Origin of the sequence: Halomonas sp. SH5A2, from assembly GCF_014263395.1 — a bacterium.
Classification (GTDB): Bacteria; Pseudomonadota; Gammaproteobacteria; order Pseudomonadales; family Halomonadaceae; genus Vreelandella.
This window is the reverse complement of sequence record NZ_CP058321.1, coordinates 2,950,129-2,967,598: the sequence shown is the minus strand read 5'-3', so window position 1 is coordinate 2,967,598 and position 17,470 is coordinate 2,950,129. Positions and strand designations below refer to the sequence as shown.

Genomic DNA, 17,470 nt, shown 5'->3' with positions numbered 1-17,470 from the left:
TAGAGAGAACGCTATGAGCTTGCACCAGGATCTGATCGAACGTGATCGCAATGTCACCTTCCACGCATCTACCCACCTGCGCGATTTCGCCCACGGCGATGCGCCGGGCCGTGTGATCACCGGCGGTCAAGGTATCAACATCGTGGATAAAGATGGTCGCGAGTTTATCGACGGCTTTGCGGGGCTTTACTGCGTCAATATCGGCTATGGCCGCACCGAAGTGGCCGAGGCGATCTACAAGCAGGCCATGGAGCTCTCTTATTACCATACCTACGTGGGTCACTCCAACGAGCCGCAGATTGAGCTTTCCGAGCAGATTCTGAAAATCGCCGGTATGAACATGTCCAAGGTTTACTACGGCATGTCCGGCTCGGACGCTAACGAAACCCAGCTGAAAATTGTGCGTTATTACAACAATGTGCTGGGCCGTCCGCAGAAGAAAAAGGTCATCTCGCGGATGCGCGGTTATCACGGCTCGGGTATCGCCTCCGGCTCGCTGACCGGCCTGAAAGCGTTCCACGACCATTTCGACTTGCCGATTGAAACGATTCGCCATACCGAAGCGCCGCACTACTACCTACGCGCCGCCGAACAGCACGGTATGACCGAGCTCGAGTTTTCGGCTTTTTGCGCCGACAAACTGGAAGCGATGATTCTCGAAGAAGGACCGGATACAGTGGCAGCGTTTATCGGTGAACCGGTACTGGGCACCGGTGGTATCGTGCCACCACCAGAAGGCTACTGGGACGCGATTCAAGCGGTACTGGCCAAGTACGACGTGCTGCTGATTGCCGACGAAGTGGTGTGTGGCTTCGGCCGTACCGGCTCCGATTTCGGCAGCCACCACTACAACATGAAGCCTGATCTGGTGACCATTGCCAAAGGCCTTACCAGCGCCTATCAGCCGCTCTCCGGCGTGATTGTCGGTGAAAAAGTATGGCAGGTATTAGAGCAGGGCACCGGCGAGTATGGCCCCATTGGCCACGGCTGGACCTACTCCGGCCATGCGCTGGGCTGTGCGGCCGGGCTTGCCAACCTGGCAATCATCGAGCGTGAAAACCTGGTGGGTAACGCTGCTGAAACCGGTGCCTACTTCCAGCAACAGCTCAAGGCGACCTTTGAGGGCCATCCGTTGCTGGGCGATATACGCGGCGTGGGTCTGATGGCCGCACTTGAGTTCTCGCCGGATGCCAAGCAGCGCCTGCATTTTGATCCGGCGCTGAAAGTCGGTCCGCGTGTGGCAGCTGCCGCCATGGAAGAGAACCTGATTGCCCGTGCCATGCCCCAGGGCGATATTCTCGGCTTCGCACCGCCGTTGACCATCAACCGCCAAGAGGTGGACGACATGATCGACCGCGCCAAGCGCGCCATCGACCGTGTTACCGATGAGCTGGTGCGTGCAGGCGACCTGAAAACCGGTGAAAAAGAAGCCGCGTTTACGGTCTGATTCATAGGGCGATAGCAAAAAACGCCGCTGCCTGATCAGATGCAGCGGCGTTTTTGTTTTTCACCGCGTCGACTATGCTAAATACACGCCACAACTCGTCAATCTAAGGAGTTTCCATGCAGCCCGTATTAGCCTTCGATGTATACGGCACGCTGATTGATACCCAAGGGGTTAAGGCGGAGCTTGAAAGACGTTTGCCCGAGCCAGATAAGGCGGCCGAATTTGCCCGCCGTTGGCGCGACAAGCAGTTGGAATACAGCTTTCGCCACGGGTTGATGGGTGCTTATGTGCCGTTCGTGGAGTGCACCCGGGAAGCGTTGGTATTCACCGACCGTGCCTTGCAAACGGGCCTCTCCGACAACGACTATGATCACCTGATGGCGGTTTATGCCGAGTTGCCCGCCTTTCCTGATGTTGTACCCGCGCTTGACCAGCTTCGCGATGCCGGTATGCGTTGTGTGGCGTTTTCCAATGGTACGGCCGACGCCGTGTCGGCGCTGCTGAAACGCGCGGGCGTGGACCAGCATATGGATGACGTTGTCAGCGTTGACGACATCAAACGCTTCAAGCCCGACCCGGCGGTTTATGCGTTTTTACGTACCCGTTTGGAAACCCGCCCTGAAAATACCTGGCTGATTTCCAGCAACCCCTTCGACGTCATCGGGGCGACCTATGCGGGCTTACGTAGTGCCTGGGTACGCCGCAGCTCTGATGCGCCCTTCGACCCTTGGGGAATCGAGCCTGATATGACGGTCACCGATCTGGAAACCCTGGCTGCCCGTCTGCTCAAGTAATGGATAAGCAGGCACTGTGCGGTGTGTTTGACGTAGCAGAGAGCGCCGCACAGTAAATTGGCAAAGTCACATTGTCCAGGTGGCGTGACCAAGCGCATAATAGGCAGGCGTTTAATGACCTAGGATATAAGCATGTCAGAGAAAATCTATTGTGTTGCGGGCTTCAAGCCCAAGCCCGGTAAAGAAGAAGCGGTGTTTAAAGCGCTGCAGGCGTTAGAACCCAATACACATCGTGAAGATGCCTGCATCCACTACACCGTGACGCGACAGATCGATAATCCCTTTGCTCAGGGCACCAGTTACCCAATTGTTTTTCACGAAATCTGGGCCAGCCGCGAAGAGTTTGAGGCGCACTGTCAGCGCAAGGAAATCCAGGATTTCTTTGCCCAGCACGTTGAAGCGCCCGATGGCGATATTGAAGATGCCAACGTTTGCGTTTACACCGACGAGCCTTGGAACTTCGACGCGCCAAAAGTGTAGCGTAAAGGTGTACAATAAGGTTTAGTCAATACGCAAACGGAGAGGAGCCAACATGGCCGAGCAAAAAATGAACGTCGAAAGCTTTAACCTGGACCATACCAAGGTGAAAGCCCCCTACATCCGTTTAGCCGACATCAAAGAAGGCGAAAACGGTGATCGTATTCATAAATACGACCTGCGCATTTGCCAGCCCAATAAAGGCCATATGGACATGCCGGCGCTGCACTCGCTGGAGCACCTGCTAGCCGAGAAGTCGCGTAACCACACCGATAAAGTGGTGGATATCAGCCCCATGGGCTGCCAAACCGGCTTCTACATCGCGATGATCAACCACGATGACTACGATGAAGTGGTATCCATCGTTGAGAAAACTCTAAACGATGTGCTGGAAGCCACCGAAGTACCTGCCTGCAATGAAATGCAGTGCGGCTGGGCAGCGAGCCACAGCCTTGAAGGTGCTCAGGAACTTGCCAAAGCCTTGTTGGGCAAGCGCAGCGAGTGGACGGAAGTGTTTGCCTAAGCGGTAAATGGAAACACAAGCTGTCAATCAAACGCCTCCCTTGTGGAGGCGTTTTAGTTTTCGGAACTTGATAAAGAAAAAGCAGGCTTGGTCAAGCGTCAGATTCCCTTGATGATAATGTAGCGCCTGACCCATTCAGCGTTAATCACTAATTAAATTAATTATTAATTAGTAAAAACAGCAATAATATTGTTAGTCAGCTATTTTTTTGTTTCTATTTTCAACTGTTAAAAGTTTTCATTTACGAATCAATTCCCTTGATGTACTGTTGCGGATAAAAGAACACCTCATTCGCATTTGCGAAACACTAAGAGGTGCATTCGTTTTCGGGCGGCTCATAACGCTTTGATAAACCTTCCTCAAGGGAAAAACACAATGGCAACTTCCAAGAAAAAAGCGCTGGCAAGTGCGCTTGAATCCCTAACGCCTACAACCAATACGCCATCGCTGGGTCGCACCGTCATGGCCGCAAGCGTTTGCATGCTGGCGGCCGCTAGCTTTAATGCCCATGCGCAGTCTAGCGACGCTCCCGCTGCAGAGTTAGAGGCTGTTACCGTTACAGGCTATCGCGGTACCTTCATGGATAGCGTGAAATATCAGCGCAGCGTACAAGAGACGCCCCGTATTGTGACGGTACTTACCAATGACCTACTAGAAGACCAGAACGTGACGGAATTACGCGATGCATTGCGTAACGTGTCAGGTATCAGCCTACAGGCGGGCGAGGGTAACCCACCTGGCGGCGATCAATTGAAAATTCGCGGCTTCAACGCGCGTGACGATATCAACGTCAACGGTTCACGCGACCTTGGCAACTACTTCCGTGACCCCTTCTACGTTGACCAGATTGAAGTGATTAAAGGTCCCAACTCGGCCTTCTCAGGGCGTGGCTCTGCCGGTGGTACGATTAACTTCGTGACCAAAAAACCGCTTATGGAAGACCGTAATCGCGTTGAAACCTCAGTCGGCACAGATGCACTGTTTCGTGTGACCGGCGACTTTAATCGCCGAATTGATGACAACAGTGCACTGCGTCTGAATGTGATGAATCATACGCAAGATGTGCCGGGACGTGATGAGACCAACCAGGAACGCCATGGTTTTTATGCGGCTTATGTATGGGGCCTGGAAAGCGACACTCAAGTAGAAGTCGACTTCCTGCACACCCGCCAGAACAACCTGGAAGATAAAGGCCTGCCGTTTGATCGTGCAGGTTTCAGTGGCGATACCGCTGAGCTGACCGAGAACAATGGAGAGCGGACACCTGGTGGTCAGCGCGCTCCTGATGGCTATTACACGGGCAAGCTGCCGCCGGGTATCGATTACAGCAACTTCTACGGGCATAAAGACGACTACCAGGACATCGACGTTGACCAGTTGGGCGTGGCGGTAGAACACCGCTTTAGCGATCAGGTTGCATTGCGTAACCAGTTCCGCGCTAGCCGGGTACACAACGATTCGATCACCTCATCACCGCGTTTGATTATTCCAGAAGCGGCGTGGGGCAGCGGCGATTTTTCCCAGGCGCAGGTACGTGGCGACTTGAAACCCCGCGATCAGGAAGACCTCTCGTTCTTTAACCAAACAGACTTGATTACCTCGTTTGAAACCGGCGCGCTGACGCATGATCTGGTTGTCGGCGCAGAGCTTGGCTATGTGGATATCGAAAACAAGCGCCGTCCGGATGTCAAAGGGCCGGCAACGGACCTGTATAACCCGGCATCGCGGACGCGGCCTAGTGCGCCTTATGACGGTTCGCGCCACCGTTTGGAATCCGAACAGCTTGGTCTTTACGCGCTGGATACCATAGCGCTGAACCCGAAGTGGGATCTGCACGGTGGGGTACGTTGGGATCACGTTGAGTCCACAGCGACCGATTATGGCTATGACGACCCCATTGGGCCATCTACTCGTACTGATAGCGAGTGGAGCGGTAACCTGGGACTGGTCTTCAAGCCAACGCAAAATGGGTCTATTTACGCCTCAGTAGGCACTGCGTTTGACGTTACCGGTACTTTTGATCGTGGTCTGGTACAGTTGGCCGGTGGCGGCAGTGCTGAGGGAGGCGGGCGCGAAGATATTATCGATGAAGCCGCTTTCGATACCGACCCTGAGAAGACGGTTGCCTACGAAGTAGGTACAAAATGGAACCTCGCCGATAACCTGCTTGTCAGTGCCGCTTTGTTCCGTACCGACAAAACCAACGCACGTACACCGGCTCAAGGCGGTGGCGATATGCTTGATGTGCTGGATGGCGAGCAGCGTGTAGAAGGTTTTGAAATTGGTGCGATGGGCAGCTTGACGCCCGTTTGGGACCTTTACACCAGCTATACCTTTATGGACTCTGAGGTGCGCAGCTCCAACAACCCATGGGAAGAAGGCTCGAGCTTAGGGGGTACGCCAGAACACACCTTTAATCTTTGGACGACTTACGACGTGTTGCCCGAGTGGACCATCGGCGGGGGATTGGAATATGTGGCCGACCAAGTCAACAACGTGACCTCCGAGCCAGGCGCACGCCGTCGCCAGGTCAACATTGACAGCTATACGGTCTTCCATGCGTCTACCACGTATCGCTTCACGCAAGACCTTCAGCTGCGCGTCAATGCCTTTAATCTGGCCGATGAAGAGTACATTTCGCAAGTGGCAGAAGGTGGGGCTCAGGGCATCCCGGGGCCAGGGCGTCATGTGATCGCAAGCCTGCGTTACGACTTTTAATCAGAGAGCGATTTATGATTGTCAGTTTTGACAACGTTCTGACACCGGAAGAACTGGCGGCCATGCGCCGCCAGCTCCATGGCGCTGAATGGGCCCGCGGCATTAGCGCTGGCCCTCAGGCCAAGCAGGTGAAAAAGAACTTACAAATACCTGAAAATTCGGACGTGCTGCGTGATTTGCGCATGCAAGTAATGCGCGCGCTTAATCGCACACCCGAGATCATGAGTGCGGTAATGCCGTTTAAAATCATTCCGCCAAATTTCAATCGTTACACTACCGAGGATAGCCATTACGGCAAGCACATCGATAGCACCTTGCGCGCGCTGCCGGACGGCAGCTACCTGCGCACCGATGTGTCGGCAACGCTGTTTTTATCTGACCCTGAAGAGTATGAAGGCGGCGAGCTGAAAATCACCGATACGTTTGGTGAGCAAACGGTGAAATTAGCGGCCGGTAGCTTGGTGGCGTATCCATCTGGTTCGCTGCATGAAGTGACGCCAGTGACGAAAGGTGAGCGGTTAGGTTGCTACATGTTCATGCAAAGCCTGATTCGCGATACCGAACAACGCCGTCTATTGTTTGAAATGGACAATACACTGCGTCGCCTACGCGGCTCTCAGGGTGAAGACCACCCAGAATTGGTGCAACTCACCGGTACATATAACAACTTGGTACGAATGTGGTCTGAGTGTTAGTGGCGGGTGTTTATTAAGTTTACTGTGATCGTTTGGCCGGTGTTAACGCACCGGTTTTTTTGATTTAGCCAGTAGCAAAGATTCTTTCTTGAACTGCCCGTTGATTATGGCGGTCCATGCCCCTATAACACTCTCACCATTCCTTACATGAGCCTTGCATGGTCCTTCTGATCACGATTGCTGCTTTCTCCATCGGTTTTTCCTTTCTGTGTTCCATTCTTGAGGCGGCGTTGCTATCCATTACGCCAAGCTATATCGCCAAACAGAAAGAAGATAATCCCAAGCTTCATGCGTCGCTGACACAGTTAAAAGACAATATCGATCGCCCGCTCGCGGCCATCCTGACCCTCAATACCATTGCCCATACGGTAGGGGCCACCGCCGTTGGCGCGCAGGCCGCCGTGGTATTTGGTGAAGCCTCTATCGCCATTGTGTCGGCGGTGATGACCATGCTGATTCTGGTGCTTTCGGAAATTATCCCCAAAACGATTGGGGCGACTTACTGGCGGGGCCTATCGCCGCTATTGCCGCGTCTCCTCAAGCCGATGATCATCATTTTGCTGCCGTTTATCTGGATGTCGGAGCAGATTACCCGTCGCCTAGGCAAGTCTGAGCACGATGTCGACCTGCGCGATGAAATCAAGGTGCTTGCCCGGGTGGGTCTGGAAGAAAAAGTGCTGGATGCTGACGAAACGCGCACCATCGTCAATATGCTCAATCTGCACGACATTCAGGTAGGCAAGGCAATGACGCCGCGTACCGTCTGTCAGACAGTGCTACCGCATCTGACGGTGGGAGAGTTTGAGGAAGCTTATAGCCATACCCCGTTCACTCGTTTTCCGGTGATGGATAACGGCGAGCAGGCCTTTGGTTATGTGCATAAAGCTGATATGTATCATGCGGATGAGCACAGCATCATGAAAGACATGATGCATCCGATTGCCAGTGTGGATGTCTCGAGTAATGTGGAGCAGGTATTTGCGTCAATGCTTAATGACCGATTGCATATGCGGGTCATCTACGACGAGCATGGCACCTTCGTTGGCCTGATTACCCTTGAAGACATCATCGAAACGATTCTTGGCCAGGATATCGTCGACGAGACCGACGACGTCGATAACCTGCGTAGCTACGCCAAGCAAGTATGGCTGAAGCGAGTCAAACGAGAAGCCAAAAACACTGAAAAGTCGGCTGATTCGCATCGTCGCTAGGGTTGTTTGCCCATTGCCACAAGGCGTTGTGCGGGAGTCATCGTTTTTTATCACGATAAGTCGGTTTTGATTGGCTTGCTTAGCACTTTATGTTCTATAGTGGTGGGACTGAAAGACGCATAAAGCATTAGGGTTTTTTGACCCACAGGAGGAAAAAATGTCACTACGCATCAATGCAGTGGTTCCCGATTTTGAAGCCGAAACCAGCCAGGGGCCCATTCGCTTCCACGATTGGATTGGCGATAGCTGGGCGATCCTGTTTTCTCATCCCAAAGACTTTACGCCCGTTTGCACCACTGAGTTCGGTGCCGTTGCCACGCTAAGCGATGAGTGGAAGAAACGCGGTACCAAGGTCATTGGCGTCTCGGTAGACGGCGTGGAAGATCACAAGCGCTGGGGTGATGACATTAAAACCGTGAGCGGCAGCGATGTGGATTTCCCAATCATTGCCGATGACGGCCTGACCGTATCCAAGCTCTACGACATGTTGCCGGAAGATGCCTACCTGCCGGATGGCCGCACGCCTGCCGATAGCGCCACGGTGCGTTCAGTTTTTATCATCGGGCCGGACAAGCAGCTCAAGTTATCCATGACTTATCCGATGACCGTAGGCCGCAATTTCGGTGAAATCCTGCGTGCTCTGGATGCCTTGCAAGCCACCGCCAAGCACGGCGTGGCGACACCGGCAGACTGGACAGTAGGGCAGGATGTGATTATCCCGCCCAGCGTGTCAGACGAAGACGCCAAGCAAAAATTTGGCGATTACGAGACGGTTCTGCCGTATCTGCGTAAAACGCCGCTACGCTAATGGTGGCATTAACACCATTATTGACCTGTTAAGCCCGGTTAAGCGCCACCGCAATATGCGGTGGCGTTTTTTATTGGGCTTACCAAGATTGCTTGCGGCGTTGTGCTCAACATCTAAGGGCAGGTAGGGGGTTCTTCGCTTGCGGAAAAGCCGAGCTGGCTAAACCAGGCGGTGGCGTCATTGCCTGAGTTGTCGCCATCGCTCATCAAGGCGACGCCGTCGATGGTCGTGACCGAGTCATCGAACAAGGCGGAAAAATCAGCGCGGACATCGCGCACTTCGGCGACCCATTCGCCCACTCTGGATGAGCCTCCTTGCAGTGCCATCAGTTCGGCACGGTCGGTAAAGGCGTTGGTCCAGGTGCTGCCAGGGTCTTGCGTGGACGACCATACATAGTTGACGGACTGTACTTGCCAGGGGAGCAGCCCCGTTTTGCGCGCCACGTAGACGCGAGCCGGGTAGTCGTCGCCTGCCTTGGTGGTCTCATTGAGCCCTGGGTAGGTGGAATCCACCTGCCAGCACCAGTGCAGGTAGGGCGTTTCATCAAGATCGATTTCGCGTTCCAGGTAGCGTGCCGACGCCTGGCCCTGTGACTGGGCCTGAAGTACCTTGGCGCCGTCTTTTTCGACAATCTCGTAGTGGGTCTCGCCGTCAAAACTGCGGGTTGGCCAAGTCATGATCTGGTTGGGCGTCAACAAGATATCCGCCATTGCCGCGCTGCTGAACATCAGTGAGCCAACGATAACCACAACGCTTTGTAGTGGGCGCATAGGGTAACTCCTAGTCATCGGATGTCGACGGCGTTTTTAATGCGGCAGGATGGCGCTCACCAATGGCGTGCAGCAGGTCAAACTGACGTGCGCAGGCACGGCAAGCACCACACATGGAAAGGTGAAAGCGTAGCGCTGTTCTTTCCCGGAAGGTAAGCGCTCTGTCTTGCTTAAGCGACATCAAGCGCGTGGCTTCGCGGCACATCAGCATAGGGAACTCCTCAGCTAGCAAAGCTAGTACGATATAAGTGCATAGGTTCGGGTGCGTTTGTCATCTATGAAGCAGCTTCCCCTTCGGCCTCACCTTCGGCTTCCCCTTCGGCTTCCCCTTCGACCTCACCTTCAGCTTCCCCTTCGGCCTCACCTTCGGCTTCCCCTTCGGCTTCCCCTTCGACCTCACCTTCAGCTTCCCCTTCGGCCTCACCTTCGGCTTCCCCTTCGGCCTCACCTTCGGCTTCCCCTTCGGCCTCTGCCATCATGTAATAGCCTGTTTCCGTAGTGACGTCAGAGTAGACGGCATGCAGTGCTGATCCGCCGGCGACCAGGGCCAGAACGGGGACAGCATAGGCGAACCCTTTCGTCAGGCTATCCAGTAACGTTTGTCGTTTATCGTCTGACATAAAGCCTCCTTCGCAAAGGTATCGGTTTATTAGTTGTTAAGCTTTATTACCTTTGGCTAGCAAATAGATTGCCACCATCGCCAACGTCATCTGAAACATCATGCCTCCCAAAGGGTGTGAAGCGGTGGACATGAAGTGCCACTGCCCCCAGTGCACCATGAAGATGGCACCGAGCAGGATGGGAACCATGCCAAGCGCTCCCAGCCGGGTAATGGCGTCGCCTAAGCGATTCTTTATCAGCCCACCCAGGATGACAAGCAAGCCGGTGCCAATCTCACCCAAAGCGACCAGGAAGCCAAGAATGACCGGTAGATTCATCATGGCGGAAAACTCAGCGACGCCTGAACCCATGAATTTATCGATGCCCATGTAAACAAAGACGCTTGCAAGGCCCAGCCGCAATAACCAATGGGCATGGCGTTCTACAGGAAAAGCATCGGCAGAAGGTGTAGTGGTGTCGTTTTTCATAAGCGTGTCTCCCCGGATTAATGCGCTATCGGCGCAAGCAGTCGTTTCAGAGATACCTTTATTGATCTCAGTGCTGCTCAACCAACTTCTATCTGTACGGGGTTTGTGGTCGCAACACGGAAAACTTTACAGCTGAGTTTGGGTTTTTTAGAGGGAAGATGCAGCCTCTGAGAGGATGACTGCACTTGAAAGCGTCAAACAGCTGCCGAGTAGCGATCCATTGAGAACGGTTAGCGACGTGAGGCCACTAGTTTTTCAAATGAATCACGTAGCGAGTCAGTATTCGTCACACCTTCTATCGTCTCTACGTGATTACCCTGGGTATCAAACAGTAAAATCGTCACGTGGCCGACGGCATGCTGAGCGGCGAATTCAGCGCCTCCACTGGTGTTGATATCCGCTATGCGCCAAGCTGGAGGCGTCTCCATTTGGCCCAAAGCCTCTTCTGCGTTGGCTTTTAATCGCTGGCAAAGAGGGCAGCTCTGGTCATGTACCTGGACGGCGACTGGGGTGCCGCTGCCTATGATGCTAAGGTCTGATTCTGCTTGTGCCGTATAGTTGTTGACGATGAGCCATGTTGTAGGGACGGTCAGGAATGCCAGCAAGATGAGCGTATTTTTGAGGAGTTTTTTCAGTTTTTTAGCAGAATAAATCGATGGTTTGTTTTTCTGCGAAGATGCTTTGGTATGCTTTTTCATTTACGTTAACCAACCTTTCTCAATACAGTCGCGTAACTTCAACCGTGCGCGATGGAGGATGACCCAGCAATTGGTCTCTGTTATGTCCAGAATCTGGCATATTTCCGGTGTGGAGAGCTCCATGAGCTCGCGCATCGTGAAGACGCGGGCCGTGTTCTCCGGCAATGAGATGAGGCAGGCATCCAGCACTTTCCAGAATGTCGTGTTTTCGAGCACCTGATCAGGGTCTCCCCAGGGTTTTGGTCGGTTAGACGCCTGCCAGCGCCCGTTGTCTTGAAACAGGCTTTCTAGTGCGTCTTCATCATTCTGGTCATCGTCTTGCCATGTAACATAGCGACGTTGCTGACGAAGCCTTTCCAAAAGCTTATTTTTTAATATGCCAAATACCCACGTCTCAAAAGCAGACCGTCCGGCGAAGGTGTCGTGTTTTTCCAGCGCAGTGACCAGCGTGTCCTGCACTATATCTTCAGCTGCAACACTATCCCGCAGTTGCAGGCGGGCGAAAGCGATAAGCTTTGGTCGTAGCATCGCAATGTGTTCATCGGGAGAGCGCGTGGCGGTGATCACGATAGTCCTCAATGGCAATGTCTGATGACAAGGGCAGCCTTTTATTAATTGTAGCCTAGGCTGGTGTATCGACGACTTCGTTGACCTGTAAAACAGGTTCTACGTTGGTGAAATTGGCGATATCACCAAGTAACTGGTCGCCAACCTTTGCAAAGGCCGACTCAAAGCGCTGAACAGACTCAAACCCCAGGTGAGCTACAAGGTGGTAAGGCGCCTGTGGGTCGATACACCGATGGACACGAAGGTAGCGAAGCCCGTGTTCACCAAGTAGGGAATTGACTAGCGGCGAGTGCTTTTCAAGGTAATACGCATCATCAAAAAAGAGTGTGTCAGTATTTGGGTAAGCAACCATGACATCAATCATAATGATCTCCAAGTAAAACAAAACAGTGGCCGCAAAAGCGGCCACCGATATAAACCAAATTATGACGCTGGAACTTCCCAGGCGAGCGGCTTGAGCTCTTCGTTAAGGGGGGTTCCAGCAACATGGTTGGTATAGTTTGAAAGCGTTTTAAGCGCGCAGGCAATAACGAGTTCAAGTACCTGTTGCTGTGTGAAACCTGCTTCAAGGAAGGCATCCAGCTCGGTTTGCTCAGCCCAACCACGCTGTTCGTTCAAGTGGCGAGCAAAACGCGCGACCGCGGCCAGCTTGGCGTCGTTAGGCGCTTTGCGATCACGTAAGTCCTTGACGATTTCGTCATCGGCACCGGCTTGTTTAATACCGCCGGTATGCGCTGCCACGCAGAAGGCGCAGTGATTGTCGGCACTAATCGCAAGCAAGGCAGCTTGTTGCTCTACGGGGCTCAAGCTGGTTTTGGCATAAATGCCGTCCAGTGTCATGTAGGCTTCTAACAGTGTCGGAGCTTCCGCCATTTTGGCAAAGATATTAGGCAGAAAGCCCATCTTCTTTTCAGCTGCCTGAAGATTTGCCTGTGCTGCCTCGGGTGCGCTTTCAGCGGTGTGTAACGGAAAATCAGCCATTTCTACCTCCTTCTGATTTAGAAAACGTTAAATGCAGTCATCTGCACTGTTGCCCAATGATTATGGAACAATCGGTTCAAAAATGACAACAGGACAGCACAAAATCCTGACATGGAGGTTGGTGTTAAGCGCGTGAGAACGTCGGAGAAAAAACTGTAAAGATTTTGCCTGAATAACCACCAATATATGTCGATACATGGCTCGGAGAAACCGAGATGAAAGCAATGCTACATCGCATGGGTTATATGATGAGTTGCTGGCTGTCATGTCCTCGCCATGATCAGCCCAGTTCTGGACCGAGCGATGAGCATATTGCGTCGTTCTTGCAGCCAGGCGATGTTTTGCTCGTAGAAGGTTCATCGCGACTGAGTGTGGTTATCAAATATCTAACGCAATCTTCGTGGTCGCATGCGGCGCTATACGTAGGAGATGAGCAAGCCGCACTTTTTGGCGCTAAGCGGGGTGAATGTTTTATCGAGGCTGATGTTGCGGATGGCGTTCGCCTGGTTGGGCTGAGTGAGTTCAAGGGATGTCATTTGCGCATATGCCGACCGATCGGTCTGAGTGAGAACGAAATAACAGCGTTATTGGCGTTTGTTGGCCAACGTCTTGGCCAGCGCTATGACTTACACAATATTGTTGATCTGGCGCGTTATTTCTTTCCGTTACCGCCGGTTCCTCAGCGCTTCCGAAAACGTTTTTTGACAATGGGTAGCGGTGACCCTACTCGGGCGATCTGCTCTACGCTGATTGCCCAGGCATTTCAGTCGGTGTCTTATCCCATATTACCCATTGAGCAAAATGAGCCGCCGTCAAAAGCACAGGCGGCCAACAGCTATCAACTAATGAAACAACGTCATTATTCGCTGTTTACCCCGCGCGATTTTGACTTGTCACCCTATTTCGACATTATCAAACCGCGTTTGGCGAAGGGGTTTGATCCGCACCAGTTGCAATGGCAAGCATCGAGCAATTCGGTATCTTTATAGCTTGCTTCAGGGAGCCGTTAAGGTCCTATTTATATCTGCCTATTTATAATGAGGCAGATTTTTTTTTATAAAAAATGTAATGTTTATCCACTCTACGCCACAGAACAATGTAATTCAAAAATCGCTTGAAGCTAAGGTTATTTTTATGCTTTAGCGTTAAGCCATCTGTAATTTAAAAGAAGGAGAACGACATGTTAACTAATTATCTAACTCAAAAGGTATGCGTCATTGGTCTTTGCGTGGGTATGTTCGCAAGCCCGTTAGCATTTGCCAATAACTCATCAGCTATAAACCAAGCTCGCTTCGACACCGGTGGCCCGATCCTTGGTGGTACGCGGGAAGGTAGCCAGCAGTACCGTGTTGAAACGGAAGGTGGCCGGGTCATAGAGAGCCCTGAGGCTCACTACCGCACGACGATTGAAGTTGGGAGTCCTCTATTGGGAGGCACACGGGAAGGAATGCATCGTGATCGCATCATGGTCAATGACAACCCGACCGTGTCTCAACAGAATGCTCATACAGAGCATTCTGATAACCTGATACGAGGTACGCGCGGCTAAATTCTGCGCCAACACATCGCACCGCCATGGTAGCTCAGGCGGTGCGAGGACAGGTCATTCTTAGTCATTGGGACTTTAGACTGATCGTTCTTTTTGTGTTACAAATAAGTTGGTTATCCCGTTACTAAATAAAAGGGTGCTTAATGAAAATTAGTGTGGCGGTAAATGCATAGCGTGAGCGTCAAGCTACTCGTTGCCATCGTTTTGATAGCATTAGTTGCTACCTCAGGCACTGGTGTAAGCAGTGCCGCTAAAGCCAGCTGTTTGCTTGATGTTCCCGCCCATGCTGCTGATCTCCATTGTGCTGCGGATTCGTATGTTGATGAACATTCAGAAGCTTCTTGTTCTCCCTATACGCCCGTCGGAGCCAGTTCAATAACTGGCACTATATCGACCCATTCCCCAAGTTGGCTGATATGTCAGCCTTATCCCCAGTTACTTCCTGAACGTTTGGATAAACCTCCTCGCGTTTCATTGCAGCTCTAATCGTTATTTCGATACCCCCTCATTGTTTGTGTATTAGTGGCACGTAGGGTTGGGGTATTTGTGTTTAGCAATTACGGAGAAAGCAATGGAATATCCTGTTATCGATCCTGTTGCGGTGGCGGTTGGGCCGCTTGTAATCCATTGGTACGGCTTGATGTACGTAGTGGGTTTTTTATCAGCGTGGTGGCTTGGCCGTCTACGCGCTGATTATCTTGGCCTTGGTAAAGAAGATATAAGCGATCTGATTTTTTATAGCGCCATAGGTGTAATCGTAGGTGGGCGATTGGGTTATGCCATTTTTTACAGCATGGAGCAGTGGCTAAGTAACCCACTGTGGGTGTTCCAGGTATGGGATGGAGGCATGAGCTTCCATGGCGGCTTGCTGGGTGTCGTCGTTGCGATGCTATTTTTCGCACGTAAAAAGAGTATCGCCTTTATCGATATGGCGGATTTTATTGCTCCTCTAGCGCCTATTGGCTTAGGCGCTGGGCGGTTAGGCAACTTTATCAACCAGGAGCTGCCTGGCCGTATAACCGATGTGCCTTGGGCGCTGATATTTCCGCAGGTAGGGCCTGAGCCACGCCACCCTTCAGCATTATACGAGATGGTGTTTGAAGGGGCAGTGCTGTTCGTTGTGCTCTTCTGGTTGTCATGCCGCCCACGCCGAAGAGGTCTGCTATCCGGTGCTTTTTTATTCGGTTATGGCGTTTTCCGCTTTGCGGTGGAGTTTGTGCGTATGCCCGATGCGCACCTTGGGTTCATCGCCTTTGATTGGGTCACCATGGGCCATTTGCTGACACTACCCATGTTATTAGTTGGAGCAGCCTTAATCCTGTGGTCTCGTTCCCAACCTGTTGCTTGCGTTAAAGGAGCTTAATGATGAGCTTAATGAACACCACTACACGTCGTGTTTTTTTACAAAAGAGCGCACTCGCTGTATGTAGTATGGCTGCTGTGAGTGTGTCGACATGGCCTTTATTGGTTTATGGCGATGAGAAAGAGGTTCCTGGCAACAGCCATTATCCTATCCCTGAAAAGGGCGATATTGTCGGTCAAGATTACCAAGTAGTGGCCAGTCAAGAAGATACACTTGTTGATATTGCTCGTGCGCGCAACGTGGGCTATGAAGAAATTCTTTCTGCAAACCCAGAGGTCAGTGTGTGGCTGCCGGGAAAGGGAACTACTGTTACCATCCCACGACGCCATATTTTGCCTAACGAAGCGCGTAAGGGAATTGTGATTAACGTCGCTGAGCTGAGGCTATATTATTACCCGGAGGTCAAGCAGGGTGAAACGCCATGGGTTGAAACTTACCCTATCGGAATTGGTCGTGAAGGCTATAACACGCCGCTTGGCATTACCAAAACGACGATTCGCTTAGAGAATCCAGCGTGGTATCCGCCGAGCTCTATGCGACAAGAAGCCGCCGAGCGAGGAGACCCTGCTCCGGCGGTAGTTCCTCCCGGTCCTGATAATCCGTTAGGTAAGTATGCGATTTTATTGGATATCCCTGGCTATTTGATTCATGGCACCAACCAGCCCGACGGGATTGGCATGCGTGCTAGCCGAGGCTGCATACGCATGTATCCAGAGGATATTGCCTCAATATTTGATAATGTGCCCAGTGGTACTCAAGTCAATATTATCGACCAGCCCGTTAAGGTAGGCGTCAGTGAAGAGGGCGATGCCTATGTGCAGGTCTTTAAAACGGTTGATCGCGATGAGGTTAGCGTTGACGCCTTGAAAGCGATGCTGCGTTGGCAATTGTTGGCGTCTGAGGGCAGCCTCGCTGAGCTGGATGATAATCAGCTACAAGCGCTATTTAATCAGCCGGATGATCAAATAGTGGCATTATCGTCACTTACTCGAGCACCGGATGAGGGCGAAGAGGAAGCAGCGAGTATGAATATTTATCAAATGATATCGCAGACACCCTCAACTTAAAGCCATTGCTAATTGTTTTATACCTACTAAAACACCTTCATGACAATATCTTTCCATGAAGGTGTTCCACATAATGAACACGTCTGACGAGCCTTCCACGGCGGTCTCAAGTTCCAAGTGAGACGCACAGGAACAGTAGCGTTAGAGCCTTAATTCGAACAAATCCTTATGTGTCGGTTGCGTTTTTGGCGATACGAGTAAACAGCTCGTCCAATTCACTGGCAATGTGTGCCAATTCATCATCGTCACCCTGGCTATAGGGAGCGAAGACGTCACTGGGCGTCTTCCACGATAAGGTGGCGCTCCCAGAAGCGTCTTCGGTCACGTAAAAACGTAGCGGTGCTTCAATCATCGCGGGTACGCTTTCGCGGATAATTCGCACGGCAAAATCGTTACGAAAGACTCCGATGACTCGATTGCCGGGAATCGTTTCGCCACGCTGAGCGGCTGCGTTCGTAGGACTCGCTTCGGTAACGACAAACATGTCGGCATCAGAGATCGCGCTGCGCAAGTCCTCCACCAGGACCGCGTAGGGTTTCTCGGTGACCATTACGTTCCAGCCTTGCTGAGGCCAATCGGTAGGCTGATCAGCATTCGAGGTAAGCGAAAAACTCAGTAGCATAGCCATGCCGAGAAGGGTCGCTAATCGATGTTTTACATCTGAAAAAGAAGGTAAATAGTAAAGCGATCTGTAAGGTAAGCGTCTTGAATGGG

Annotated in this window: 21 protein-coding genes; 12 read left to right on the top strand and 9 right to left on the bottom strand. The window is 52.1% G+C overall.

Going from position 1 to position 17,470, the window contains the following annotated elements:
* The first annotated feature begins 13 nt into the window (after positions 1–13).
* The 8 genes from HXW73_RS13825 to HXW73_RS13790 all read left to right on the top strand — a co-directional run bounded on the left by HXW73_RS13825 (position 14) and on the right by HXW73_RS13790 (position 8,673).
* Complete coding sequence (locus tag HXW73_RS13825) at positions 14–1,447, top strand: aminotransferase (RefSeq protein WP_186253641.1); 1,434 nt, start codon at positions 14–16, stop codon at positions 1,445–1,447.
* A gap of 116 nt (positions 1,448–1,563) precedes the next feature.
* A complete protein-coding gene (locus HXW73_RS13820) occupies positions 1,564–2,241 on the top strand; it encodes a haloacid dehalogenase type II (RefSeq protein ID WP_186253640.1) in 678 nt (225 codons plus the stop codon).
* Positions 2,242–2,373: 132 nt separating this feature from the next.
* Positions 2,374–2,721: a putative quinol monooxygenase gene (locus HXW73_RS13815; RefSeq protein WP_186253639.1), complete on the top strand. Its 348-nt coding sequence runs from the start codon at positions 2,374–2,376 to the stop codon at positions 2,719–2,721.
* Positions 2,722–2,773: 52 nt separating this feature from the next.
* The gene (locus HXW73_RS13810; RefSeq protein ID WP_186253638.1) at positions 2,774–3,241 is read left to right on the top strand and encodes an S-ribosylhomocysteine lyase; all 468 of its coding nucleotides are present in this window, start codon (positions 2,774–2,776) and stop codon (positions 3,239–3,241) included.
* 375 nt (positions 3,242–3,616) lie between these two features.
* Positions 3,617–5,959: a TonB-dependent receptor gene (locus HXW73_RS13805; RefSeq protein WP_222105009.1), complete on the top strand. Its 2,343-nt coding sequence runs from the start codon at positions 3,617–3,619 to the stop codon at positions 5,957–5,959.
* 14 nt (positions 5,960–5,973) lie between these two features.
* Positions 5,974–6,654, top strand: a complete 681-nt coding sequence (locus HXW73_RS13800) for a Fe2+-dependent dioxygenase (RefSeq protein WP_186253637.1) — start codon at positions 5,974–5,976, stop codon at positions 6,652–6,654.
* Positions 6,655–6,812: 158 nt separating this feature from the next.
* Positions 6,813–7,865 carry a CNNM domain-containing protein gene (locus tag HXW73_RS13795; protein ID WP_186253636.1) on the top strand — a complete coding sequence of 351 codons (1,053 nt, stop codon included), beginning with the start codon at positions 6,813–6,815 and terminating at the stop codon, positions 7,863–7,865.
* A 157-nt stretch (positions 7,866–8,022) separates the two neighbouring features.
* A complete protein-coding gene (locus tag HXW73_RS13790; protein ID WP_186253635.1) occupies positions 8,023–8,673 on the top strand; it encodes a peroxiredoxin in 651 nt (216 codons plus the stop codon).
* 113 nt (positions 8,674–8,786) lie between these two features.
* Here HXW73_RS13790 and HXW73_RS13785 read toward each other — a convergent pair whose 3' ends face one another.
* The 8 genes from HXW73_RS13785 to HXW73_RS13750 all read right to left on the bottom strand — a co-directional run bounded on the left by HXW73_RS13785 (position 8,787) and on the right by HXW73_RS13750 (position 12,777).
* Positions 8,787–9,443, bottom strand: coding sequence for a DUF3047 domain-containing protein (locus HXW73_RS13785; protein WP_186253634.1), 657 nt, complete (start codon positions 9,441–9,443; stop codon positions 8,787–8,789).
* A 10-nt stretch (positions 9,444–9,453) separates the two neighbouring features.
* Positions 9,454–9,654 carry a zf-HC2 domain-containing protein gene (locus HXW73_RS13780; RefSeq protein ID WP_186253633.1) on the bottom strand — a complete coding sequence of 67 codons (201 nt, stop codon included), beginning with the start codon at positions 9,652–9,654 and terminating at the stop codon, positions 9,454–9,456.
* 64 nt (positions 9,655–9,718) lie between these two features.
* Positions 9,719–10,063, bottom strand: a complete 345-nt coding sequence (locus tag HXW73_RS13775) for a hypothetical protein (protein ID WP_186253632.1) — start codon at positions 10,061–10,063, stop codon at positions 9,719–9,721.
* Between the two features lie 36 nt (positions 10,064–10,099).
* Positions 10,100–10,531 carry a DoxX family protein gene (locus tag HXW73_RS13770; protein ID WP_186253631.1) on the bottom strand — a complete coding sequence of 144 codons (432 nt, stop codon included), beginning with the start codon at positions 10,529–10,531 and terminating at the stop codon, positions 10,100–10,102.
* A gap of 230 nt (positions 10,532–10,761) precedes the next feature.
* A complete protein-coding gene (locus HXW73_RS13765) occupies positions 10,762–11,229 on the bottom strand; it encodes a hypothetical protein (RefSeq protein WP_186253630.1) in 468 nt (155 codons plus the stop codon).
* The gene (locus tag HXW73_RS13760; RefSeq protein WP_240538640.1) at positions 11,230–11,796 is read right to left on the bottom strand and encodes a sigma-70 family RNA polymerase sigma factor; all 567 of its coding nucleotides are present in this window, start codon (positions 11,794–11,796) and stop codon (positions 11,230–11,232) included. It abuts the gene before it with no gap.
* A gap of 55 nt (positions 11,797–11,851) precedes the next feature.
* A complete protein-coding gene (locus tag HXW73_RS13755; RefSeq protein ID WP_186253629.1) occupies positions 11,852–12,160 on the bottom strand; it encodes an EthD family reductase in 309 nt (102 codons plus the stop codon).
* Positions 12,161–12,219: 59 nt separating this feature from the next.
* Positions 12,220–12,777 carry a carboxymuconolactone decarboxylase family protein gene (locus HXW73_RS13750; protein WP_186253628.1) on the bottom strand — a complete coding sequence of 186 codons (558 nt, stop codon included), beginning with the start codon at positions 12,775–12,777 and terminating at the stop codon, positions 12,220–12,222.
* A gap of 215 nt (positions 12,778–12,992) precedes the next feature.
* Between HXW73_RS13750 and HXW73_RS13745 the strand changes: the two genes are divergently transcribed.
* The 4 genes from HXW73_RS13745 (at position 12,993) to HXW73_RS13730 (ending at position 16,756) form a co-directional block, all read left to right on the top strand.
* A complete protein-coding gene (locus HXW73_RS13745; protein ID WP_186253627.1) occupies positions 12,993–13,766 on the top strand; it encodes a YiiX/YebB-like N1pC/P60 family cysteine hydrolase in 774 nt (257 codons plus the stop codon).
* 191 nt (positions 13,767–13,957) lie between these two features.
* A complete protein-coding gene (locus HXW73_RS13740; RefSeq protein ID WP_186253626.1) occupies positions 13,958–14,326 on the top strand; it encodes a hypothetical protein in 369 nt (122 codons plus the stop codon).
* Positions 14,327–14,897: 571 nt separating this feature from the next.
* Positions 14,898–15,689, top strand: coding sequence for a prolipoprotein diacylglyceryl transferase (gene lgt / locus HXW73_RS13735; protein WP_186256030.1), 792 nt, complete (start codon positions 14,898–14,900; stop codon positions 15,687–15,689).
* On the top strand, positions 15,689–16,756 hold the full coding sequence (locus tag HXW73_RS13730; RefSeq protein ID WP_186253625.1) for a L,D-transpeptidase family protein: 1,068 nt from the start codon (positions 15,689–15,691) through the stop codon (positions 16,754–16,756). Before lgt ends, HXW73_RS13730 begins: the two co-directional genes overlap by 1 nt.
* A 166-nt stretch (positions 16,757–16,922) precedes the next feature.
* Here HXW73_RS13730 and HXW73_RS13725 read toward each other — a convergent pair whose 3' ends face one another.
* Positions 16,923–17,384, bottom strand: a complete 462-nt coding sequence (locus HXW73_RS13725; RefSeq protein WP_186253624.1) for a DUF302 domain-containing protein — start codon at positions 17,382–17,384, stop codon at positions 16,923–16,925.
* Positions 17,385–17,470 lie beyond the last annotated feature (86 nt).